The organism is Rugamonas rivuli, from assembly GCF_009380165.1.
GTDB lineage: Bacteria > Pseudomonadota > Gammaproteobacteria > Burkholderiales > Burkholderiaceae_D > Rugamonas > Rugamonas rivuli.
In genome coordinates, this window is record NZ_WHUF01000005.1 from 367882 (window position 1) to 386903 (window position 19022).

Here is a 19022-nt window from a genome sequence, read left to right on the forward strand (position 1 = left end):
CGCGTTGATCAGCAGTTTTCGTTATGCGGATTATGCATTAACTAATGATGAAAATAAACTACATCATCCCTGCTTCGGCCAAATCGTTCACTTGCGAGTCAACTGCTGGATGTTCAGGTGGTTCTCGTCGCCGATCAACAGCACGGTGTGATCGCCGAACACCATTTGCCGCAGCACCGGCGTGTTGCCGATTTCGGAGCCCGGACCAAACAGCTTGATACGCAGGATGGCTGACTTCTGCGCCGACTGCGCCGCCGTGCCGACGCCATAATCGGCCACCACCAGCACATCGCCGACCGGATCGCCGGGATTGTAAGACCCGACCACCACATCGGCCAGCAGCAGGCTGCCCTTGTAGAGGCGCGCGTCGATCTCCGGCGCGCGGCTGGTGCCGGCCCATTTGCTGGACAGGGTTTCCTGTCCCAGATCGGTACGGCCGACCGGCAGTACCGCCACGCCGTTCTTGTCGAGCGCCACGCCCATCACGCCGCCGGGGCTCGACAGCGTGGCTTTGCCGTTCCAGATCACGCCCAGTTTGCCGTTGTCGTCCAGCGCCACCGCGTAAGGCCGAGCGCCGCCGGTGCCCAGCGACCGCAGGACCGGTGCGCCCAGGCCCTTCGGCCACATGCCGACCATGGCGCCACCGCCTTCGAGCCAGGTGGTCAGCACCGCGCCACCCGTCGCCGCCACATGCGGATGCAGGGCCGATGCCGATATCTCGAACGGAGGCGTCAGCTGCCGGCCGTTGAAATCGAACTTGCACAGTTTGAGCTGGTATTGCGTCTTGTCGGTGACAGGCAGCAGCGAGAAGGTGGCCGCATGCCAGAAGCCGTTGCCGTCCACCGCAGCGCTGCCTTCGGCCGGCGCCAGTTCGGTGGTCGACGTCGCGGCGACCGGCGGATACAGGTCGACGGCGTCGCCGATGCGCTGGGCCTGCGCGTCGAAGCGCAGCAGCTTGGTGCCAGGGCCGGACTGCACCATCATGAAACCGTCGGGCGACGGCAGCATCACCCAATCGCCGGTGTAGCCGGCGGCCAGCGTAAAGCCGTAGTCGGTAGTGGAGACCAGCACGCCGGCCTTGTCCATCACGCTCAAACGCGTGCGCGCATACACCTGCTTGCCGTTGACGGTGATGGAGGAATCGGACAACGAGCGCATCACGATATGGTCGCCGACGATCAGCGCATCGCTCATGCCCTTCAACGCCGCGCCACTCGGCAGCGGCACGACCCGGGGCGGCCCGTCGAGCGCGATGCTGGAGGTGGTATCGGGCGCAGTGCCAATGAAGGTGCCTGCGGTGGTGTCGGGCGGCGTGCCGCTGGAGGAGGAAGCGGAACCGCCGCCACAGGCAGCAAGTGCGACGGCCATCGCCAGCAGGGCCAGATGACGGGGGAAGGCGTGAAAACTCATACTGGCTCGCAGTGCACTGTCTGAAAGCGAAAAGTATATAGAAAAACAATCTTCTCCCTATACCATCCGCACCACAACAGCATGGCCCCGCGAGCCAGCGGGATGACCCGGCAAGCCTTTATTTACGAATGACTTCGCCGCCCTTCATGACGAAGGTCACTTTGGTCAGCTCGGCGGCGTTTTCCGCCGGATCGCCCTTGACCGCGATGATGTCGGCGTACTTGCCGACGGTGAGGGAACCGACGCGGTCCTTCCACCCCAACAGATCGGCCGCGTTGATGGTGGCCGCCTGGATCGCCTGCATCGACGTCATGCCGTACTTGATCATGTAGGCGAACTGCTTGGCATTGTCGCCGTGCGGGTAGACGCCGGAGTCGGAACCGAAGGCCATCTTGGCGCCGCCGGTGAAGGCCTTGCGGAAGTTATCGCGCTGGAGCTGGCCGATCACCTTTTCCTTGGCGATGGATTCCGGCAGCATGCCGGCCTTCTCGCCTTCCTGCAAAATGAAATCGTCGTTGTAGATGTCCATCACCAGGTAGGTGCCCTTCTCGCGCGCCAGCTTGATGCCCTCGTCGTCGATCAGGCTTGCGTGTTCGACCGAATCGACGCCTGCCAGGATCGCATCCCGGATGCTGCTGGTGCCGTGCGCGTGTGCCGCCACCTTGCGGCCCAACTTGTGCGCCTCGCCGACGATGGCCTGCATCTCTTCCAGCGTGTACTGCTGCGCGCCCGGCTCGTCGCCCTTGGACAGCACGCCGCCCGATGCGCAGATCTTGATCACGTCGGCGCCGTACTTGGCCATCTCGCGCACCTTGGCGCGGGCTTCCCATGGGCCGTCGGCCACGCCGCGGCTGGTGAACTTCATATCGGCCGGCAGCAGGTTCTCGTCGCAGTGGCCGCCCTGGATGCCGATGGCGTAACCGGCGGTACGCATGCGCGGGCCGATGAAATCGCCGTCGTTGATGGCGTCGCGCAGCGCGACATCGCCGAAGCCACCGGCGCCAACATTGCGCACCGTGGTGAATCCCGCTTCCAGCGTCCTGCGCGCGGCGCGCACGCCATACAACGCGGCGCGCGTGTCGGACACGCCCAGCGCGTTGTAGCCGCCCAGGTAAGGGTCGCCGGTCAAATGGGTGTGCATGTCGATCAAGCCTGGCAGCACCGTCTGCGACGACAGGTCGATCAGCTGCGCGCCGGCCGGCACCTTGGCCGAAGCGCTCGGGCCGACCGAGGTAATGCGCTCGCCGGTGATGACGATGGTCTGGTCCTTCAGTACGGTGCCGGCGACCACGTCGACCAGCTTGCCGGCGCGTATCGCCACCACTTTGCCGGCATCGGCAAACGACGGCGCGGCCGCGCCCATGACAGCAGCGGAGATCAGGAGATGCTTGAGTTTCATCGGGTGCGCCCTTTTCTTGGAAAAGAAAAGAATAGCAGAGCTCCCGCAAAAAAACGTTCTGATTGTTTAAATTAGCCCGGCCAAACGCAGCGCGGATAGCATCAAATTCGGCGCCACGTTCCTGTTCACGTCGGCAGGTCGATTACGCAGCCTGTGACTCCGTATTGGGAGATGTCTCATGCGCGGCTTCGTCAGGCATTCGCTGACGTGTTGTGATAATTGGTGAGACCACATTCGATGCAAATAATCTAAAATGATTTTTCAGCATGAAACATTTCATTGTTAGGTTAATATTTTGACGTTCGCGCTCCGCATCGGCCGGTAGCCTGGTAAGTCGATTTCACAGAAGGCAAATAGAATGGACAAAATTTGGGGCGGTAAGGTTGCGGATATCGAGGTGGCATTCAATGCAAATAACGTTGATACGCCGAATATGTACGGCGTCCGCCCCCTACAAGTTGCATGTTTAAGAAGTTACCCCTGCGTAGACGTCGTCGCTTGTTTGCTTGGTATGGGGGCGTCCGTGGATTTCGAAGTGCAACCCGGGATCACTTTGCTTCAAGCTCTTGCACGTAGTGCAAACCAAAATCCTCATATGGGGCCTGTTCTGTCGTTGTTAGAAAAGGCTGCTTTGAAGGGCACACTGACTAAGGAACTGCCCGTGAATCCGGATGTGACAGTGCATGAACGAGAAGTCACAGACGGCGACCGTCCTGTATTCCGCACAAAGAGCGGTAAGACAAAAGCATAGGGGGCATGTCGAGACGGCGCCTCATGGACGTCCTCCGAACAAGCGTGCAACGCATAACGCTCATTTCAATCAACCCGGCCACGCGCAAGTGCGGAATCCGGCGAAGATGTCGTCGCGTTCGGGCAGGAAGAAATTGCGAAACCTGGCCGAGCTGAAACGCGGCGGCGTGGCGAACGAGGCGCCGCGCAATACCTGGTGGCTGGTGAACCAGGGCTCGGAATACTCGCGGTAGCGGTCCACCTCAAAGCCGGGATAAGGCTCGAACGGCGACGCCGTCCACTCCCACAACTGCCCCCAGCGGAACGCCGGATGGCCGGACTGCGCGGCATACTCCCACTCCGTCTCGGTCGGCAGGCGGCGGCCGGCCCAGGCGCAGTAGGCCTGCGCCTCGTACAGGTTCACGTGGCGCACCGGCTCGGCGCCGGACAACGTCGAAAGCTGGCCGAAGCGCATGGTGCGCCATTGGCCGCCGTCGCGCTGCCAGTAGCGCGGCGCCGAGCGCTCCTGGCGCATCAGCCAGTCGGCGCCGGCGGTGCTCCAGAACTGTCGGTTGTCGTAGCCGCCATCGCCGACGAAATCCGCGTACTGCGCGTTGCTGACCAAAGTGCTGTCAATGGTGAACGCCGCCACGCGGCAGGCATGCGCCTGGCGCTCGTTATCGAATACGAAGCCCCGGCCGGCGGCGCTGCCCAACTCTATGGTCCCGCCGGGGAAGCCGATCTGCGACGGCGCGAACAGCGAGGCCTCGCCACGCGCCGCCTGCGCCGGCGCGGACAGGCCCAGCGTCTGCAAGGTGTAGAGCAGCGCCTCGCCATGCATGTCCTCATGCGCCAGCGCCAAGCGGTATGGATACAGCGCCTCATCGTCGTTCGGTTCGCGCGAGAGTTTGTCGAGTACGCGGTCCAGCACTTCGTGGCAGTAGGTCTTCAGCGCGCCGGTGCTGGGCAGGTCCAGCGTCCAGCGGCTGCGGTGCGGCACCATCGCCGAGTCGAACCAGTCGTCGCCCTTGCTGAGCAGGCAGTTGCCGTGGGCGTCGGCCGGATGGCTGGAGCTGGCCTCGCGCAGGATGAACCACTCGGCAAACCAGGCGATGTGGCCCAGTTCCCACAACGGCGGATTGACGATGCGCAGCTGCGGCACCCGCATCGGCACATCCATGCCGGCGGCGGCGAAGCAGTCGAACAGCGACAGCGTATAATCCCGCGCATGCCGCAGGGCCAGCGCCATCTGCTGCGGCGTAGCGTTCCTGAATGAAGAGGGGCTCGAAGTCATGAGCCGATTGTAGCGACTTCCAGCCAAAACACCAGTGAGCACACACCACATCTGGATCGTCAGTCCCGCCTCGGCCCGCGCCAACAACGGCAACTGGCAGAGCGCAAGCCGCTGGGCGCGGTTTCTGCGCACGCGCTACCGGGTATCGATTTCGCAACAGTGGCCCGACAATGACGTCGGCGCACCGCCGCCCGACCTGCTGATCGCGCTGCACGCGCGCCGCTCCGCGCCATCGCTGTACGCGTACACGCAAGCCTGTCCGCAACGGCCATCCATCCTGCTGCTGACCGGGACCGACCTGTATCGCGACATCCACACCGACGACAGCGCCCGACAATCGCTACGCCAGGCCAGCGCGCTGGTGCTGCTGCAACCGGCGGGCATGGACGCCCTGCCCGCGCCGCTGCGCGCCAAGGCCAGCGTGATCTTCCAGTCCGCCGCCACGCTGCGGCCCGCCGCGCAAGGCCCCCGCCGCCACCTGGACGTCTGCATGATCGGCCACCTGCGCACGGAAAAAGATCCGCTGACCTTCATGCGTGCGGCCGCGCTAGTGACAGCGCCCGCAGCGCGCCTGGTCCACATCGGCGGCGCACTGGAACCGGCGCTGGAGCAGGCGGCGCTCGCCACGCAGGCCGCGCACCCGCGCTACCGCTGGCTAGGCGCGCTGCCGCATGGGGCCACGCGCCAGCGCCTCAAGCGCAGCCGCCTGATGGCGATCGCCTCGCAGATGGAGGGCGGCGCCAACGTCATCATCGAAGCCGTATGCAGCGGTGTGCCGGTGCTGGCCAGCGATATCAGCGGCAACCGTGGCATGCTGGGCGACGATTACGCAGGCTACTTCCCACCCGGCGACGCCGCCGCGCTGGCGCGGCTGATCGACCGCGCGCTGGCGGAACCGGACTTTTACGAACTGCTGCGCGCCCAGTGCGACGCACGCGCCCCACTCTTCGCACCAGCCGCCGAGCAGGCGGCATTGCTGGAGTTAGTGGATAATCTGCTGCATAAAGCTAACCTAGGAATGACATCATGAGCACTGAAGCTATCAAACTGACCTCCTTTTCCCACGGCGGCGGCTGCGGCTGCAAGATCGCGCCGGGCGTGCTGTCCGAGATCCTGAAGAACTCCTCCGGCTTCCCGGTGCCGAAGGAACTGATGGTCGGCATCGAAACCGCCGACGACGCCGCCGTCTACAAGCTCAATGACGAGCAGGCGCTGATCGCGACCACCGACTTCTTCATGCCCATCGTCGACGACCCGTTCGACTTCGGCCGCATCGCCGCCACCAACGCCATCTCCGACGTCTACGCCATGGGCGGCACGCCTATCATGGCGCTGGCGCTGGTCGGCATGCCGATCAACAAACTGCCGATCGAAACCATCGGCCAGATCATCAAGGGCGGCGAATCGATCTGCGCCGAAGCCGGCATCCCCATCGCCGGCGGCCACACCATCGATTCCGTCGAGCCGATCTACGGCCTGGTGGTGCTGGGCCTCGTGCATCCGTCCAAAGTAAAGCGCAACGCCGACGCCAAGGCCGGCGACGTGCTGGTGCTGGGCAAACCGCTGGGCGTGGGCGTGCTGTCCGCCGCGCTGAAGAAGGACAAGCTGGATGCCGCCGGCTACCAGGCCATGATCGCCAACACCACCAAGCTCAATAAGCCTGGCAAGGCGTTGTCGGAAATGGCGGGCGTGCATGCGCTGACCGACGTCACCGGCTTCGGCCTGCTGGGCCACCTGCTGGAACTGGCGCGCGGCGCCAAGCTGGCCGCCCATCTGGAAATGGCAAAGATCCCGCTGCTGCCGGGCGTCGAACAACTGGCGCACGACGGCTACTTCACCGGCGCCTCGGGCCGCAACTGGGAAGCCTATGGCAAGGATGTCGAGCTTTCGCCGTCCGTATCGCAGGCGCAGCACATGCTGCTGACCGATCCGCAGACTTCGGGCGGCCTGCTGGTGTCGTGCGACGCAGGCAGCGTCGATGAAGTGCTGGCGCTGTTCCGCCGCGAGGGTTTCGGCGAGGCTGCCGTCATCGGCCGCATGGCCGCAGGCGATGCCTGTGTGACGGTGAGCGCCTGAGTCGCCGGCGGGCAGAAGATGTGGAAATGATAATATAACGCTCCCTCGTCGTCCTTCCATAAGGAGCGTAGTATGAGCAACCGCATCTCGCGTCGTCACTGGCTTGCCGTCTTCCTCGCTGGGTCCACCGCCCCTGTGTGGGCACTCAACGCTACCGCCAAACCAGCGGCCGACGGCCCGCCCGCCGCACCGGTGGAGCCGGTCGCCGACAACTACTTCGGCACCGAAGTCGTGGACCCGTACCGCTGGATGGAAGCGCGGCCGCGCAGCGAGCGCTGGGATGTCTGGCTCAAAGGCCAGGGCGACTATGCGCGCCGCCAGCTGGACCGGCTGCCACCGCGCGCCTCCATGCTGCGCCGGATAGAGCATTACACCGGTGATCTCGACCAGCTGGCCATGGCCACGCCAGCCGGTGGTAAACTATTCCTGCTGATGCGCCCCGCCGGCGCCAACAGCGTCCAGCTGTTTGTGCGCGACACGCCGGACAGCCCCCGCCGCCTGCTGCTCGATCCTTCCGTCGGCGCGGCGGCCGGCGCTCCCACACGAGCGCTGGACTGGCATATCCCCTCGCCCACCGGACGCCACGTCGCCTATGGCTTGTCGGAAGGAGGCTCCGAACGCAGCACGCTGTATATCTGCGATGTCGCCAGCGGCAAGTCGACCGAGATCACGCGCGTGATCTCGCGTGGCGCCGGCTGGAGTGCCGACGGTTCCGGCTTTTTCTCCTACCGCCTGCGCGCGGACGCGGTGCCGGGCGCGCCGGACTTCGGCATGGGCGGCGCCTGCTGGCTGCACCGGCTGGGCACCGATCCGTCCAGCGACCAGAAGGTATTCAGCTCCGGCGAAGGCCCGGATTTCGAAACGATGGAAGACGATGCGCCGTTCGTCGATGGCGCGCCAGGCAGCAGCTGGGTGCTGGGCCGCCATCTGTTGAACGGCAACGACCTCGCGCAGCTCTATATCGCTCGCGCAGACGATCTGCTGGCGGGCCGTGCACAATGGCGCAAGCTGGCGGGCCGCAGCGCCGGCGTACAAATGGCGCTGCTGCACGGCGACAGCGTCTACATCCTCGCGCATGGCCGCAGCGACAAGGGCGAAGTCGTCAAAGTCGATGCCGTCAGCGGCGACTTCAATAGCGGCAAAGTGGTGCTGCCGGCATCGGCCCAGGTTATCGACTTCATGGCAGCCGCGCGCGACGGCGTTTATGTGCACGACATCACCGAAGGCTTGGGCGGCTTGCGCCGCATCGACTACCAGGACCGTGTCGAGCGTGTGCAGCTGACCCGCACCGGCGCCGTCTGGAGCATCGCCACCGCCGTCGACGAAGACGGCGCCTGGTTCCATATGGATGAACTGACCTGGCCGGCCGAATCCTTCCACGTCGATGCCGCCAGGCTGGCGGCGCGCCAGGTGATGCTGGTGCGCGCCCCGTCGTTCAAGACCAACGACTTCGTCACCACCCGGCTGCACGCGCCCGCGCGCGACGGCGCCAGCATCGCGCTGGAAATCCTGCATCGCAAAAGCACGCGCCTCAACGGCCGCAACCCGCTGCTGTTGATCGCCTACGGTGCTTACGGCACCATCATGGACCCTGGCTTCCAGCCCGCCAAGCTGGCCTTCCTCGACGCCGGCGGCGTGCTGGTGTACGCCCACGTGCGCGGCGGCGGCGAACAGGGCGAGGACTGGCACCGCGCCGGCATGAAAGCGACCAAGCCCAATTCGTGGCGCGATGTCATCGACTGCGCCGAACACCTGGTCAAGCTGCGCTGGACCGGCAAGGGGCACATGGCGTTGTGGGGCACGTCGGCGGGTGGCATCGTCGCCGGGCGGGCGATCACCGAACGGCCCGAACTTTTTTCCGCCGTCATCGGCGAGGTGGGAGTATTCAACACGCTGCGTTTTGAACTGACCAGCAACGGGCCGGGCAACGATGCGGAATTCGGCACCGTCAAGAAAGAGGACGAGTTCAAGGCCCTGCTGGCGATGGACTCCTACCACGCGGTGCGCGACGGCGTACGCTACCCGGCGGCGCTAATCATCACCGGCGCCAATGATTTGCGCGTCGAGCCGTGGGTGCCGGGTAAGTTCGCCGCCCGCCTGCAAGCCGCCACCACCAGCGGCAAGCAGGTACTGCTGCGGGTCGACTATGACGCCGGCCATTTCAGCAACTCACGCAAGGCCGCCAATGCGCTGTCGGCCGACATCCTGTCCTTCGTGCTGGCGCATACGATCTAGGCGGCTTGTCGCGGCGCCTTCACGCATAGGGCCGACAAAGCCGTGCCGCGCTTGCGCAGGAAGGCGCGCAGCAGGTCCGGATAGTCGGCCGACACGGCCTGCCGCACAGACGGCCGCGCAGCAAGCGCGGTGCGCCATGCGGCCGTTCGCGGCAGCCCGGCCAGCATGCCGAAATCCGCAATCGCGTCGAACACGTCGAAGTAGCGAAACACCGGCGCAAAGGCCGCATCGACCATGCCGAATTGGCAGCCCATGAAATACGGCCCTTCGCCCAGCGCGGCCTCCAGCTGCTCGAAGCGTGCGTGGATTTCGGCGGCCTTGGCGGCCAGCGCCCGCTGGTCGGCGGCGTTGTAGAAGCCACCGATCAGATTCAACAGCGCCGGGCCGAACTCCATCCACGAGCGCTGCTGCGCGCGCAGCAAGGCGTCCGACGGATGCAGGCGCGGCGCGTGAGTCTCGTCCAGATACTCGCAGATCACGGCCGATTCGAATACCGCAGCACCGCCAGTCAGCAGCACCGGCGTCTTCCCCAGCGGCGAAACGGCAAGGAACCAATCCGGCTTGGCCGACAAATCGATATCACGCCGCTCGTACGCAACGCCCTTCTCCGCCAACACAATCGCCGCCCGCTGCACATAGGGGCACAGCGGATGGCTGACCAAAATCGTCTCCATTTTTCACTCCTGGCTAAAGGTCGATGGAGTTAATATACGATTTCGATTTCACAATGAAAATAGGCATGCACGCAGATGATCTATGCAAAAACGCAATACAAGCTCAGTTCACAGGATCTCGAAATCATCCTTGCATTGGTGCGTGGCGGTACGCTGGCCGAGGCTGGAGAACAGCTGTCGGTAGATGCCTCCACCGTTTTCCGCTCGGTGCAGCGGATGGAGAAAGGCCTGGGCACGCGCCTGTTCGAGCGTTCCCGCCTGGGCTATCAACCCTCCGACATGGCGAGATCGCTGGCGCGGCATGCGGAACAGGTAGAGGCGCAACTGGATGCCGCGCGCTCGGTGGTGCAGCAAAGCCCCGAGCAGGTGACAGGCACGGTGCGCATCACCAGCACCGACACCTTCCTGCATGCGCTGATCGCACCCGCGCTACGCGATCTGCAAGCCAGCCACCCGCTGCTCTCCTACGAGCTGGACACGCGCAATGAACTGGCTAACCTCAGCCGGCACGAGGCCGACATCGCCCTGCGCGCCACCCGACGGCCGCCCGCGCATCTGGTCGGCAAGCACATAGGACCGATCCGCGTCGCCATGTTCGCAGCGCGCGGTGGAAAATGGAAGAAGGCCAATGCCGGCAAGGCTCCGTGGATCGCACCGGACGATGCGCTGCCCGAACACCCGTCGGTCATCTGGCGCAGGAAGCAGTATCCCAAGGTGGAGCCGCAGTTCCGCGTCAACAGTATTCTCAGCGTGGCGGAGATGGTTGCGCTGGGTTTGGGTGTCGGCGTGCTGCCGCTGTTCCTGGCCCGGCAACGCGGCGATCTTACGCAACTGGGCGGTGTGCTGGACGAAGCACAGACCGAGCTTTGGCTGCTCACGCATGCCGAGTCGCGCCATCTGCGCCGCGTATCGACGGTCTTCGGCCATCTGGCCGGCAGCTTAAGCCTGGATTGAACGGCGTAGCGCCGCCAGCACCGGCGACGGCTGCCCGCAGCCGGTCGGCACGTGCGTCACCGCGCCGGATTCGATCAGCCTAACCTCGGCCGCATCGAGATCGCGCTGCCCCACCAGAACCACGTTGGACAAAGCCAGGCCGGCGCCCAGTCCCGACTCCCACAAGCCCGCACGCAAGGTCGCTAAAGATGCGGCACAGCGGCTCGTCGCGCTCAACGGCCTGGCGCGACGGGCGAACACCTAGGGTTGTTTTTTCAACCGCAATCTTACCGTACTTCAGACGCCCGCAGAGAGGCATCGCCGTTCAATGCAAACGGCATGGCCCTGGCCCAGCGGTTGGAAGACAGCGAGAACGTCAGCGCCCGCACCTGGTGGTACCAGCCGGCCGGCACGTAGAGCATGTCGCCGGGATTGACGATGACTTCGATCGTGGTGGCCTGCCGCGCCAACGGGAACTTCTCGAAGTCCGGCGCCTCGGGATCGAACGGAGAACCGAACAGGATGGCGTTCGCCTCGTTCGGGTACAGGAACTCGTCGTGGTGCGGCGGCGCCAGGAAGATGCGCTTGGTGCCCCAGATCTGCGCGAAGATATTGTCGTCGTAGTCGCAATGCAGCGGCGTCACCGTGCCGGCTGGCCCGAGCCAGAAGCGCGGCGGCCCCATTTTGTCGAAGTACGTGGGCCAGTGGCACAGCCGGTTCAACTCCCGCAATTCCAGATTGCCCAGATACGGCGGCAGGTCGTGCGTGCCTGCGGCCACCAGCTCCAGATACTCCAGCATCGACATGTCCTGCATGGCGCGGTCGGGCGCGAATGCGGTGTTGATGTAGTCGCCCACACGCGCCCGCACCGGCAGATGGCTGTAGTGCTCGCGCAAGGCCTGCGGCGTCAGGCCGCACAGCGGCCAGCGGTCGACCAGCCCGGTCATCAGGAACGGCAAGCCTTCCGCCGCGCGCTTGCGGAAGGCGGCGGCATCGAGCGCCCGCATGCGCGGCACTTCGGTGATCGCCGGCAGCGTGCGGGATACGCGCTTGATCGCTTCGCGCATCGCCTGTATCGACGTGACGCCGCGCACCTGTGCATCCCTGTGCTCGCGCGCCAGCTTTTGAGCGGCAGGGTCGGCGGACCACGCGGACTCCGATTCCTGCCTGGTAGGCGGCAGCCGAGGTGCTTCCACCGCTTTCTTCTGTTTCGACATATCCCGAACTTAATTTTTTGCAGGGCGATAGTATAACTGCTCGCCCTCAGAACAGTTCGTCGAGCTGCTCGAAGAACTCCCGTTTTGCTGGCGCGTCGGGCATGCCCAGCCCTTCGAGGAATTGCGTGGCGCTGTGCTCCGACACATCGTCGCGCAGATTGCGGTGGATGAAGGCGATGTCCAGCCAGCGGTCGGCCAGCCCTCCCCGTCCGGCATCGATGAAGCGCAGCTCGCCGCGCTGGTCGACAAACACGTTGTTGTCACACAGGTCGCCATGCGAGAACACCAGCTCCTCGTTGGGGATGGTGGCCCGCAAGCGCGCCAGCAGGTCGGCCGGCGTGGTCAGCCCGGGCCACTGCTCGAAATCGTAGTCCTCGTCGATCAGCCCTTTGCCGACCAGGTAATCGAGCTCGCGCAGCCGCACCGCCGCGCCGGAGTCGAACGGGCAATCGGCCACGGACACCGATTGCAGCTGGCGCAGCGCTTCGCGGAACAGCTCCAGCACCGGACGGCCCTCGGCGATCAGCGACGACAGCGGCAAGCCCGGCACGGCGCGCGTGATCATGCACTCGCCATCGTCGGCCGGCGCGGCGAGGACCACCTCCGGCACGTTCACCCGTCCGGCCAGCCATTGCAGCACCGCCGCCTCGCGCATCACGCTGTAGGTGGTGGACGCGTACACCAGGGGCGACGTCTTCAGAAAAAAGACCTCGTCCCCGCGCCGGAAGCGATGGACCTGGCAAGGCGACTCGCCGATTTCGTCCCGATGCAGAGTCGCGTTGTCGATAAAGCCCGCAATGGCGGATGGCAGCTTGAATCGCATACGTCCCCTTTTTTCAGATATCAAAAATGCCACGATATTATTCATTCATGCCACCGAGGTCAATTCTCCTTGACAGCGACGCCGCCGATCTCGTACATTTAAGGCCATGACCTCGCATCTGCACCTATCCGCTTTCCTGCTGCCGTCTGCTAGCGCCCTATCGCTAGCAGCGCGCCTACTAGCACGCGCTTAATCCGCGTTCCAGCTGTACCCCAGTGCCGGCCACAAGCCGCACCTGTCTACAAATCCCAGGAAAGTTTGCACCGATGTTCCCAGCCTTGTCGCTACTGCTAAAACTACCGATCGGTTGCCGAGCCTAGTATCCCGTGGCCGCACGGCAGCCCCTCGCCACAGCACAGCGCCAGCGCACGACGATTCGTCGGACCGCGGCATCCAGCATTTCCCAATTTGAGACACAGGAGTTCCCCATGATGTTGCAGAACCCAGCAGCGAAGTACCGCGCCTTCCCACCAGTTCAATTGTCCGACCGCCAGTGGCCGAACAACGTCATTTCGAAACCGCCGATCTGGATGAGCACCGATCTGCGCGACGGCAACCAGGCCCTGATCGAACCGATGAGCGCCGAGAAAAAACTGCGCTTCTTCGAACTGCTGGTGAAGATCGGCCTGAAGGAAATCGAAGTGGGCTTCCCTTCCGCTTCCCAGACCGACTTCGACTTCGTGCGCAAGCTGGTCGAGGAAAACCGCATCCCCGACGATGTCACCATCATCGTGCTGACCCAGTCGCGCGATGAGCTGATCCGCCGCACCGTGGAATCGGCGGCCGGCGCCAAGCGCGCCATCGTCCACCTGTATAACTCGGTGGCGCCGGTGTTCCGTAAGGTCGTCTTCGGCATGTCGCGCGAAGAGATCACCAACATCGCCACCACCGGCACCAAGCTGGTGAAGGAATTGATCAAGCAGCACCCGCAGACCGAATGGGGCTTCGAATACACGCCTGAATCGTTCTCCACCACCGAACTCGATTTTTCCAAGCATATCTGCGACGCCGTCACCGCGATCTGGGAACCGACCCCGCAGAACAAGATGATCATCAACCTGCCGTCGACCGTGGAGTGCAGCACGCCCAACGTCTACGCCGACCAGATCGAATGGATGTCGCGCAAGCTGGCACGCCGCGATTCGCTGATCATCAGCGTCCACCCGCACAACGACCGCGGCACCGCAGTCGCCTCCGCCGAGATGGCGGTGATGGCCGGCGCCGACCGCGTCGAAGGCTGCTTGTTCGGCAATGGCGAACGCACCGGCAACGTCGACCTGGTCACGCTGGCCTTAAACCTGTACACGCAAGGCGTGCATCCGGGCCTGGACTTCTCCGACATCGACGAAGTGCGCAAGTGCGTTGAAGAGTGCAACCAGCTGCCGGTGCATCCGCGCCACCCGTACGTGGGCGACCTGGTGTTCACCGCCTTCTCCGGCTCGCACCAGGACGCGATCAAGAAAGGCTTCGCCCAGCAGCAGGAAGGCGCGCTGTGGGAGATCCCTTACCTGCCGATCGATCCGCAAGACCTGGGCCGCAGCTACGACGCCGTCATCCGCGTCAACAGCCAGTCCGGCAAAGGCGGCATGGCCTACTTGCTTGAGCAGGATTACGGCCTGGTGCTGCCGCGCCGCCTGCAGATTGAGTTCAGCCGCGCAGTGCAGGCCGTGGCCGACGCCACCGGCCTGGAGATCACCGCCGAAGGCATCTACGATATCTTCAACAAGGAATACTTCGAACAGACTTCGCCGTACGCCTACAATGCGCACAAGATGGTGGAAGACACCAGCAGCGACGAGCCAGTGCAGATCGATATCTCCCTGACCCACCGCAAGGCGCCGCTGGCGCTGCAAGGCGGCGGCAACGGTCCTATCGACGCCTTCGTCAACGCGCTGGGCCTGGACATCAAACTGATGGACTACCATGAGCATTCGATCGGCTCGGGCGCCAACGCCAAGGCGGCCTGCTATGTCGAACTGCGCCTGGCCAACGGCCCGACCCTGTTCGGCGCGGCCATCGACAGCAACATCGTCACGGCCTCGTTCAAGGCGGTGCTGAGCGCCGTCAACCGCCAGCTCACGCAGCGCGAAACCGCCGCAGCGCCAGCGGGCGCCGACGCTACCGTATAATCCCCGCACCGGCCAGCTGCCGCCAGAGCCGGATTCTGATGGGCGCCCCACGAGGGCGCCCTTTCACCATCCATCTCATTCCTGTCCATGAACCATTTCGCTCTCTCCGCCGCAGCCCTACTGCTGACGGCCGCCGCCGCCCACGCTGCCCCTCCTGTTGGCCAGGACGCACTGGCCGGCGCACAAATCAAGGTCGACGTCGGCGGCCGCAAACTCAATATGTACTGCACCGGCAAGGGCTCGCCGACGGTGCTGTTCGAAGCCGACAGCGGCCGAGCGGGTTGGGATTGGTCGGCGGTGCTGCCGGAAGTGGCCAAGCGTACCCGCGCCTGCGTCTACGACCGTGCGGGCATGGGCGCCAGTGATCCGATCATGCGCGCATCGACGGTCGCCAATGCCAGCAAGGACTTGAACTTCCTGATCAAGAACGCCCATCTGGACGCGCCCTTCGTAGTGGTGGGCGCGGGCTACGGCGCCATGGTGGCGCAGCACTACGCTTTGCGCTCGCGCGGCGCCGTCACCGGCCTGGTGCTGGTGGATGCGATGCATGAGGATGCGCTGCCCGCAGACCGCGCCGCCAGCCTGGAAGCGGCGCTGGCCTGCCTGACCGCGGCGGAACAGGGCAAGACCGGCGCAGGCTGCGCCTACCCTGCCACCGCCATCAACGGGGAAATCGGCCCACGGTTGGCGGCGGCCCAGGCAGCGCAGGCAGCGCGGCCGACCTACTGGCGTGCCCGCGCCTCCGAGCTTGACAGCCTGGAGACCAGCGCGAGCCAGATGCGCGCAGCGCGCAAGCCTTTCGGCGACATGCCGGTGGCCGAAGTGGCGCACGGCGAGCCGGCAGCCATCGTGGCCGCCGTCATGGAAGTGCTGGACAAGCAGAAGTAAGCAACGGTAAGGGCGCCAGCCGCTAGGCGGCCTCGCGAGCCGCAAGCGCCGCCCGCTTCTCCCTGAAGAATTCCCAGGCGGCTTCCGCCACTTCAAGATCGGCATTCTGTGCGCCCGTCAGCTTGCCGATCAGCGCCGGATAGCGCCTGCTGGGACTTGGTTCCGCATGGCCGCCGTTTTCGATTTTGTACAAGCCCACTTGCAAGCCGTCCGCAGCGTCGCCCCACATGTAGCGCGTCACACGCGTCCTGTCCCACTCGTGGCGATGCGGGATATCCAGCACGCTGGGTTCATCGGGAAGGCCTGCCAGCTCGCGCCATGTCCGCGCACTGTCGTCGATGCTGCTGATCGGGTCCAGGAAGCCCAGCATGTAAAAGTACTTGCCGCCCCGGTAAGGCATCAGCGGATCGGCCGTGCAGCCGAAGAAGAGCGCGGGCAGCGGTACCGTGGGCGCGGGTGCCGCGTGCGGCGGCGGCATGCCGGAGACGACGGTGGAAAACGCCGCCAGCTTGTGCGGGATCTCGACCACCGCACGGTAGGTCAGATGGCCGCCACGGGACACGCCGATCAGATAAACACGGTCGGCATCGGCGTCGTATTCGGCTACGGCCTTGTCGATCAACGCGGAGAGCAGCGCGACGTCGTCCTTCTTCGCGACTTTCTCCTTGCTAGCAAAGCAGTCGCTCCAGCCACCCGCGCCGGCATCGGGCGCGATCACCAGTAGCCCTTCGCGCTCGGCGATCTCCAGCCAGACCGACAGCGGCGACGGAGGGAACGCCTGCCCCATCACCTGCTCGGCCGAAGCCCCTGCGCCATGCAGGACGATCACCAACGGGCGCTTGCCCGGCAAGCGCCGCCCGGGTTGCGCCAGCAGATAGCGGCGCACTCCCTCGGGCCGCGCGAGCGTCTCAACGCTGGTGCGTGCACATGCCGCCGTGCTGGTGACGGTTCCCAGAAAAGCCGTTTTCAATCCTGCGCGCAGGCGTGTCAGCACATGCTGCTCCAAATGACAAAAATGCCAAGATACTACGCTTCGTCCACGCTGCGCAACACCAGCGTTGATGAGCGATACCGCACCGCACCATTCTCGCTATACTGGATTCTCGCCTGGTGCCCTCATGGAGTCGTGCATGAATATCTCGAACCTGAAAATCGGTGTGCGGTTGGCTGTCGCATTTGGTGCAGTGCTGGTGTTGATGGCCATACTGATAGGCGTCGGCCTGCAAAGGCTGAGCAGCATCAGCCAGCTCAATGCGACCATCATCGACAAGGACTGGGTCAAGGCCGACGCGGCGGCCACCGTCGGCAGCACCACCCGCGCCAACGCGGCGCTGACACTGGAACTGTTCACCGCACCCGATCCCGCGCGCACGGCGGACATCCTGCGCGAAATGGACGTCAACAAGAAGACCATCAGCGCCGCGCTCGAAACGCTGGACACCCTGCTCTACACCGACGAAGGCAAGGCCCTGCTGGCGACCATCCGCGAGCAGCGCAAAGCCTATGTGGCTTCATTCACGCGTGTCACCAAAATGCTGGCCGACGGCCAGCGCGACGAAGCGCAGAGCGTGCTGCGTGCCGACATGCTGCCCAAGCTGGCCAAGGTGCAGGCCAGCATACGCCAACTGGCCGACCTCCAAAAGACCGTGGCGACCGCCAACGGTGAACTGGTCAAGCACGACATCTCCATGGCCGGCCAGATGATGGCCTGGCTGGGCATCGTGGCGCTGGCGCTCGGCCTGGCCTTCGCCTGGCGCGTAACACGCTCGATCACCGATCCTATCGGCCAGGCGCTGAAGATGGCGCGCGCCGTGGCATCGGGCGACCTGACCTCCCGCATCACCCACGACCAGCGCGACGAAATGGGCCAGTTGCTGGGAGAGCTGGGCAAGATGAACGACAACCTCGCCAACATCGTCGGCCGCGTGCGCAACGGCACCGGCGCCATCACCACCGCCTCGGCGGAAATCGCCAGCGGGAATATGGACTTGTCCTCGCGCACCGAGCAGCAAGCCAGCTCGCTGGAGGAAACCGCCGCTTCGATGGAGGAATTGACCAGCACCGTCAAGCAGAACGCCGCCAACGCCCATCAGGCCAACGAGCTGGCGCAGTCGGCGTCGCAGGTGGCGCAGCGCGGCGGCGAGGTGGTGGCGCAGGTGGTCGGCACCATGAACTCGATCAACGACTCCTCGCGCAAGATCGTCGATATCATCGGCGTCATCGACGGCATCGCCTTCCAGACCAACATCCTCGCGCTGAATGCGGCGGTGGAAGCGGCACGTGCCGGTGAACAGGGCCGCGGTTTCGCGGTGGTGGCGTCGGAAGTGCGCAACCTGGCGCAACGCTCGGCCAGCGCGGCCAAGGAAATCAAGACGCTGATCGACGATTCAGTGGACAAGGTGGCGGCGGGCGCCCGCCTGGTCGACCTGGCCGGCAGCACCATGAACGAAGTGCAGGACAGCGTGCGCAAAGTGACGGAAATCGTTGGCGAGATCACGCTGGCCAACCGCGAGCAGACCGGCGGCATAGAGCAGATCAACATCGCCATCAGCCAGATGGACCAGGTGACGCAGCAGAACGCCGCGCTGGTCGAACAGGCTGCTGCTGCGGCGGCGGCCATGGAGGACCAGGCCGGCCAGCTGAACCAGGTGGTCAGTCAGTTCCGGCTGACGGCGTAGCGGTGAGCGCGCGCGACATGGTGATTTCGTCGTAAAACTCGCCGTCGACGATCATCGAATCGGGCTCGCGGCCGAACTCCGTGAAGCCCAGCGATTCATGCAAGCCTATCGCTTCCGCATTGCCGGCGGTGACGGAGATCGTCATGCGCTGCACGCCCTCCATCGTCGCCGCAAACGCCAGCGCGTGCTCCATCAGAAGCCGACCCAGGCCCCGGCCACGATGGGTCTGCGCGACGTACATGGCGCGTATATAGGCCTTGTGCCGGACCTTGAGCGCGGTCTCGCGCCCTACGCCGACGATGCCGACCAGCTCAGCGCCGTCGAAGGCGCCGAACATATTGCGGCCGGAGTCCGGCGCCAGCCGGGCCTCTATCGTTGAAAGCGGCGTATCGCATTCCTCTTCGTAGCTGGAACCAAATGCGGATGCCGACAGGCGCAAACCCTCCAGCCGCAGCGACTGGAACGCGGATGCGTCGGATGAAACCAAACGGCGGATGAACATGGTGCTCCCGGCTGATATTTCGACGATACATTGTA

At 64.7% G+C, this 19022-nt stretch carries 17 protein-coding genes; 8 read left to right on the forward strand and 9 right to left on the reverse strand.

Translation table 11 applies throughout. From position 1 onward, the window contains the following. Positions 1-87: 87 nt before the first annotated feature. Both GEV01_RS20350 and GEV01_RS20355 read right to left on the reverse strand, forming a co-directional pair. Positions 88-1410 carry a hypothetical protein gene (locus GEV01_RS20350; protein WP_152807367.1) on the reverse strand — a complete coding sequence of 441 codons (1323 nt, stop codon included), beginning with the start codon at positions 1408-1410 and terminating at the stop codon, positions 88-90. Positions 1411-1528: 118 nt separating this feature from the next. Beyond that, positions 1529-2809, reverse strand: a complete 1281-nt coding sequence (locus tag GEV01_RS20355) for a Xaa-Pro dipeptidase (RefSeq protein ID WP_152807368.1) — start codon at positions 2807-2809, stop codon at positions 1529-1531. 358 nt (positions 2810-3167) lie between these two features. Here GEV01_RS20355 and GEV01_RS20360 point away from each other — a divergent pair, with 358 nt between their 5' ends. Further along, positions 3168-3560: a hypothetical protein gene (locus tag GEV01_RS20360; protein ID WP_152807369.1), complete on the forward strand. Its 393-nt coding sequence runs from the start codon at positions 3168-3170 to the stop codon at positions 3558-3560. A 69-nt stretch (positions 3561-3629) separates the two neighbouring features. Here the strand turns inward: GEV01_RS20360 and senA are convergent, their stop codons facing one another. Next, positions 3630-4787, reverse strand: coding sequence for a selenoneine synthase SenA (gene senA / locus GEV01_RS20365; protein WP_152807596.1), 1158 nt, complete (start codon positions 4785-4787; stop codon positions 3630-3632). A gap of 79 nt (positions 4788-4866) precedes the next feature. Between senA and senB the strand changes: the two genes are divergently transcribed. The 3 genes from senB to GEV01_RS20380 all read left to right on the forward strand — a co-directional run bounded on the left by senB (position 4867) and on the right by GEV01_RS20380 (position 9143). Beyond that, positions 4867-5862: a selenoneine biosynthesis selenosugar synthase SenB gene (gene senB / locus GEV01_RS20370; RefSeq protein ID WP_328595570.1), complete on the forward strand. Its 996-nt coding sequence runs from the start codon at positions 4867-4869 to the stop codon at positions 5860-5862. Further along, positions 5859-6908, forward strand: a complete 1050-nt coding sequence (gene selD, locus GEV01_RS20375) for a selenide, water dikinase SelD (RefSeq protein WP_152807370.1) — start codon at positions 5859-5861, stop codon at positions 6906-6908. The genes senB and selD overlap by 4 nt, the downstream gene beginning before the upstream one ends. 72 nt (positions 6909-6980) lie before the next feature. Continuing rightward, positions 6981-9143: a prolyl oligopeptidase family serine peptidase gene (locus GEV01_RS20380; RefSeq protein ID WP_152807371.1), complete on the forward strand. Its 2163-nt coding sequence runs from the start codon at positions 6981-6983 to the stop codon at positions 9141-9143. Here GEV01_RS20380 and GEV01_RS20385 read toward each other — a convergent pair. Next, on the reverse strand, positions 9140-9817 hold the full coding sequence (locus GEV01_RS20385) for a glutathione S-transferase family protein (protein WP_152807372.1): 678 nt from the start codon (positions 9815-9817) through the stop codon (positions 9140-9142). The genes GEV01_RS20380 and GEV01_RS20385 overlap by 4 nt on opposite strands. 78 nt (positions 9818-9895) lie before the next feature. On the opposite strand from GEV01_RS20385, the gene GEV01_RS20390 reads away from it, so the two are divergent. Beyond that, the gene (locus tag GEV01_RS20390) at positions 9896-10771 is read left to right on the forward strand and encodes a LysR family transcriptional regulator (RefSeq protein ID WP_328595585.1); all 876 of its coding nucleotides are present in this window, start codon (positions 9896-9898) and stop codon (positions 10769-10771) included. On the opposite strand, the gene GEV01_RS30955 is transcribed toward GEV01_RS20390, so the two are convergent. The 3 genes from GEV01_RS30955 to GEV01_RS20405 form a co-directional block, all read right to left on the reverse strand. Continuing rightward, a complete protein-coding gene (locus GEV01_RS30955; protein WP_217428457.1) occupies positions 10757-10948 on the reverse strand; it encodes an arginase family protein in 192 nt (63 codons plus the stop codon). The genes GEV01_RS20390 and GEV01_RS30955 overlap by 15 nt on opposite strands. Before the next feature lie 89 nt (positions 10949-11037). Then, entirely contained in the window at positions 11038-11967 is a 930-nt protein-coding gene (locus GEV01_RS20400) for a cupin-like domain-containing protein (RefSeq protein ID WP_152807374.1), read from the reverse strand. A gap of 46 nt (positions 11968-12013) precedes the next feature. Then, entirely contained in the window at positions 12014-12790 is a 777-nt protein-coding gene (locus GEV01_RS20405; RefSeq protein WP_152807375.1) for an APH(3') family aminoglycoside O-phosphotransferase, read from the reverse strand. Between the two features lie 428 nt (positions 12791-13218). On the opposite strand from GEV01_RS20405, the gene leuA reads away from it, so the two are divergent. Together leuA and GEV01_RS20415 are read left to right on the forward strand one after the other, a co-directional pair. Further along, entirely contained in the window at positions 13219-14919 is a 1701-nt protein-coding gene (leuA, locus tag GEV01_RS20410) for a 2-isopropylmalate synthase (RefSeq protein ID WP_152807376.1), read from the forward strand. A gap of 87 nt (positions 14920-15006) precedes the next feature. Continuing rightward, entirely contained in the window at positions 15007-15807 is an 801-nt protein-coding gene (locus tag GEV01_RS20415; RefSeq protein WP_152807377.1) for an alpha/beta fold hydrolase, read from the forward strand. Positions 15808-15829: 22 nt separating this feature from the next. On the opposite strand, the gene GEV01_RS20420 is transcribed toward GEV01_RS20415, so the two are convergent. Then, the gene (locus GEV01_RS20420) at positions 15830-16801 is read right to left on the reverse strand and encodes an alpha/beta hydrolase family esterase (RefSeq protein WP_175023155.1); all 972 of its coding nucleotides are present in this window, start codon (positions 16799-16801) and stop codon (positions 15830-15832) included. A gap of 136 nt (positions 16802-16937) precedes the next feature. Here GEV01_RS20420 and GEV01_RS20425 point away from each other — a divergent pair, with 136 nt between their 5' ends. After that, positions 16938-18485, forward strand: coding sequence for a methyl-accepting chemotaxis protein (locus tag GEV01_RS20425; protein WP_152807379.1), 1548 nt, complete (start codon positions 16938-16940; stop codon positions 18483-18485). Here the strand turns inward: GEV01_RS20425 and GEV01_RS20430 are convergent. After that, positions 18460-18987: a GNAT family N-acetyltransferase gene (locus tag GEV01_RS20430; protein ID WP_152807380.1), complete on the reverse strand. Its 528-nt coding sequence runs from the start codon at positions 18985-18987 to the stop codon at positions 18460-18462. The genes GEV01_RS20425 and GEV01_RS20430 overlap by 26 nt on opposite strands. Positions 18988-19022: the final 35 nt, after the last annotated feature.

Coding starts and splice junctions, on each gene's coding strand:
- GEV01_RS20350 (WP_152807367.1), bottom strand. CDS start 1,410: ATGAGTTTTCACGCCTTCCCCCGTCATCTGGCCCTGCTGGCGATGGCC.
- GEV01_RS20355 (WP_152807368.1), bottom strand. CDS start 2,809: ATGAAACTCAAGCATCTCCTGATCTCCGCTGCTGTCATGGGCGCGGCC.
- GEV01_RS20360 (WP_152807369.1), top strand. CDS start 3,168: ATGGACAAAATTTGGGGCGGTAAGGTTGCGGATATCGAGGTGGCATTC.
- senA (WP_152807596.1), bottom strand. CDS start 4,787: ATGGCGCTGGCCCTGCGGCATGCGCGGGATTATACGCTGTCGCTGTTC.
- selD (WP_152807370.1), top strand. CDS start 5,859: ATGAGCACTGAAGCTATCAAACTGACCTCCTTTTCCCACGGCGGCGGC.
- GEV01_RS20380 (WP_152807371.1), top strand. CDS start 6,981: ATGAGCAACCGCATCTCGCGTCGTCACTGGCTTGCCGTCTTCCTCGCT.
- GEV01_RS20385 (WP_152807372.1), bottom strand. CDS start 9,817: ATGGAGACGATTTTGGTCAGCCATCCGCTGTGCCCCTATGTGCAGCGG.
- GEV01_RS20400 (WP_152807374.1), bottom strand. CDS start 11,967: ATGTCGAAACAGAAGAAAGCGGTGGAAGCACCTCGGCTGCCGCCTACC.
- GEV01_RS20405 (WP_152807375.1), bottom strand. CDS start 12,790: ATGCGATTCAAGCTGCCATCCGCCATTGCGGGCTTTATCGACAACGCG.
- leuA (WP_152807376.1), top strand. CDS start 13,219: ATGATGTTGCAGAACCCAGCAGCGAAGTACCGCGCCTTCCCACCAGTT.
- GEV01_RS20415 (WP_152807377.1), top strand. CDS start 15,007: ATGAACCATTTCGCTCTCTCCGCCGCAGCCCTACTGCTGACGGCCGCC.
- GEV01_RS20425 (WP_152807379.1), top strand. CDS start 16,938: ATGAATATCTCGAACCTGAAAATCGGTGTGCGGTTGGCTGTCGCATTT.
- GEV01_RS20430 (WP_152807380.1), bottom strand. CDS start 18,987: ATGTTCATCCGCCGTTTGGTTTCATCCGACGCATCCGCGTTCCAGTCG.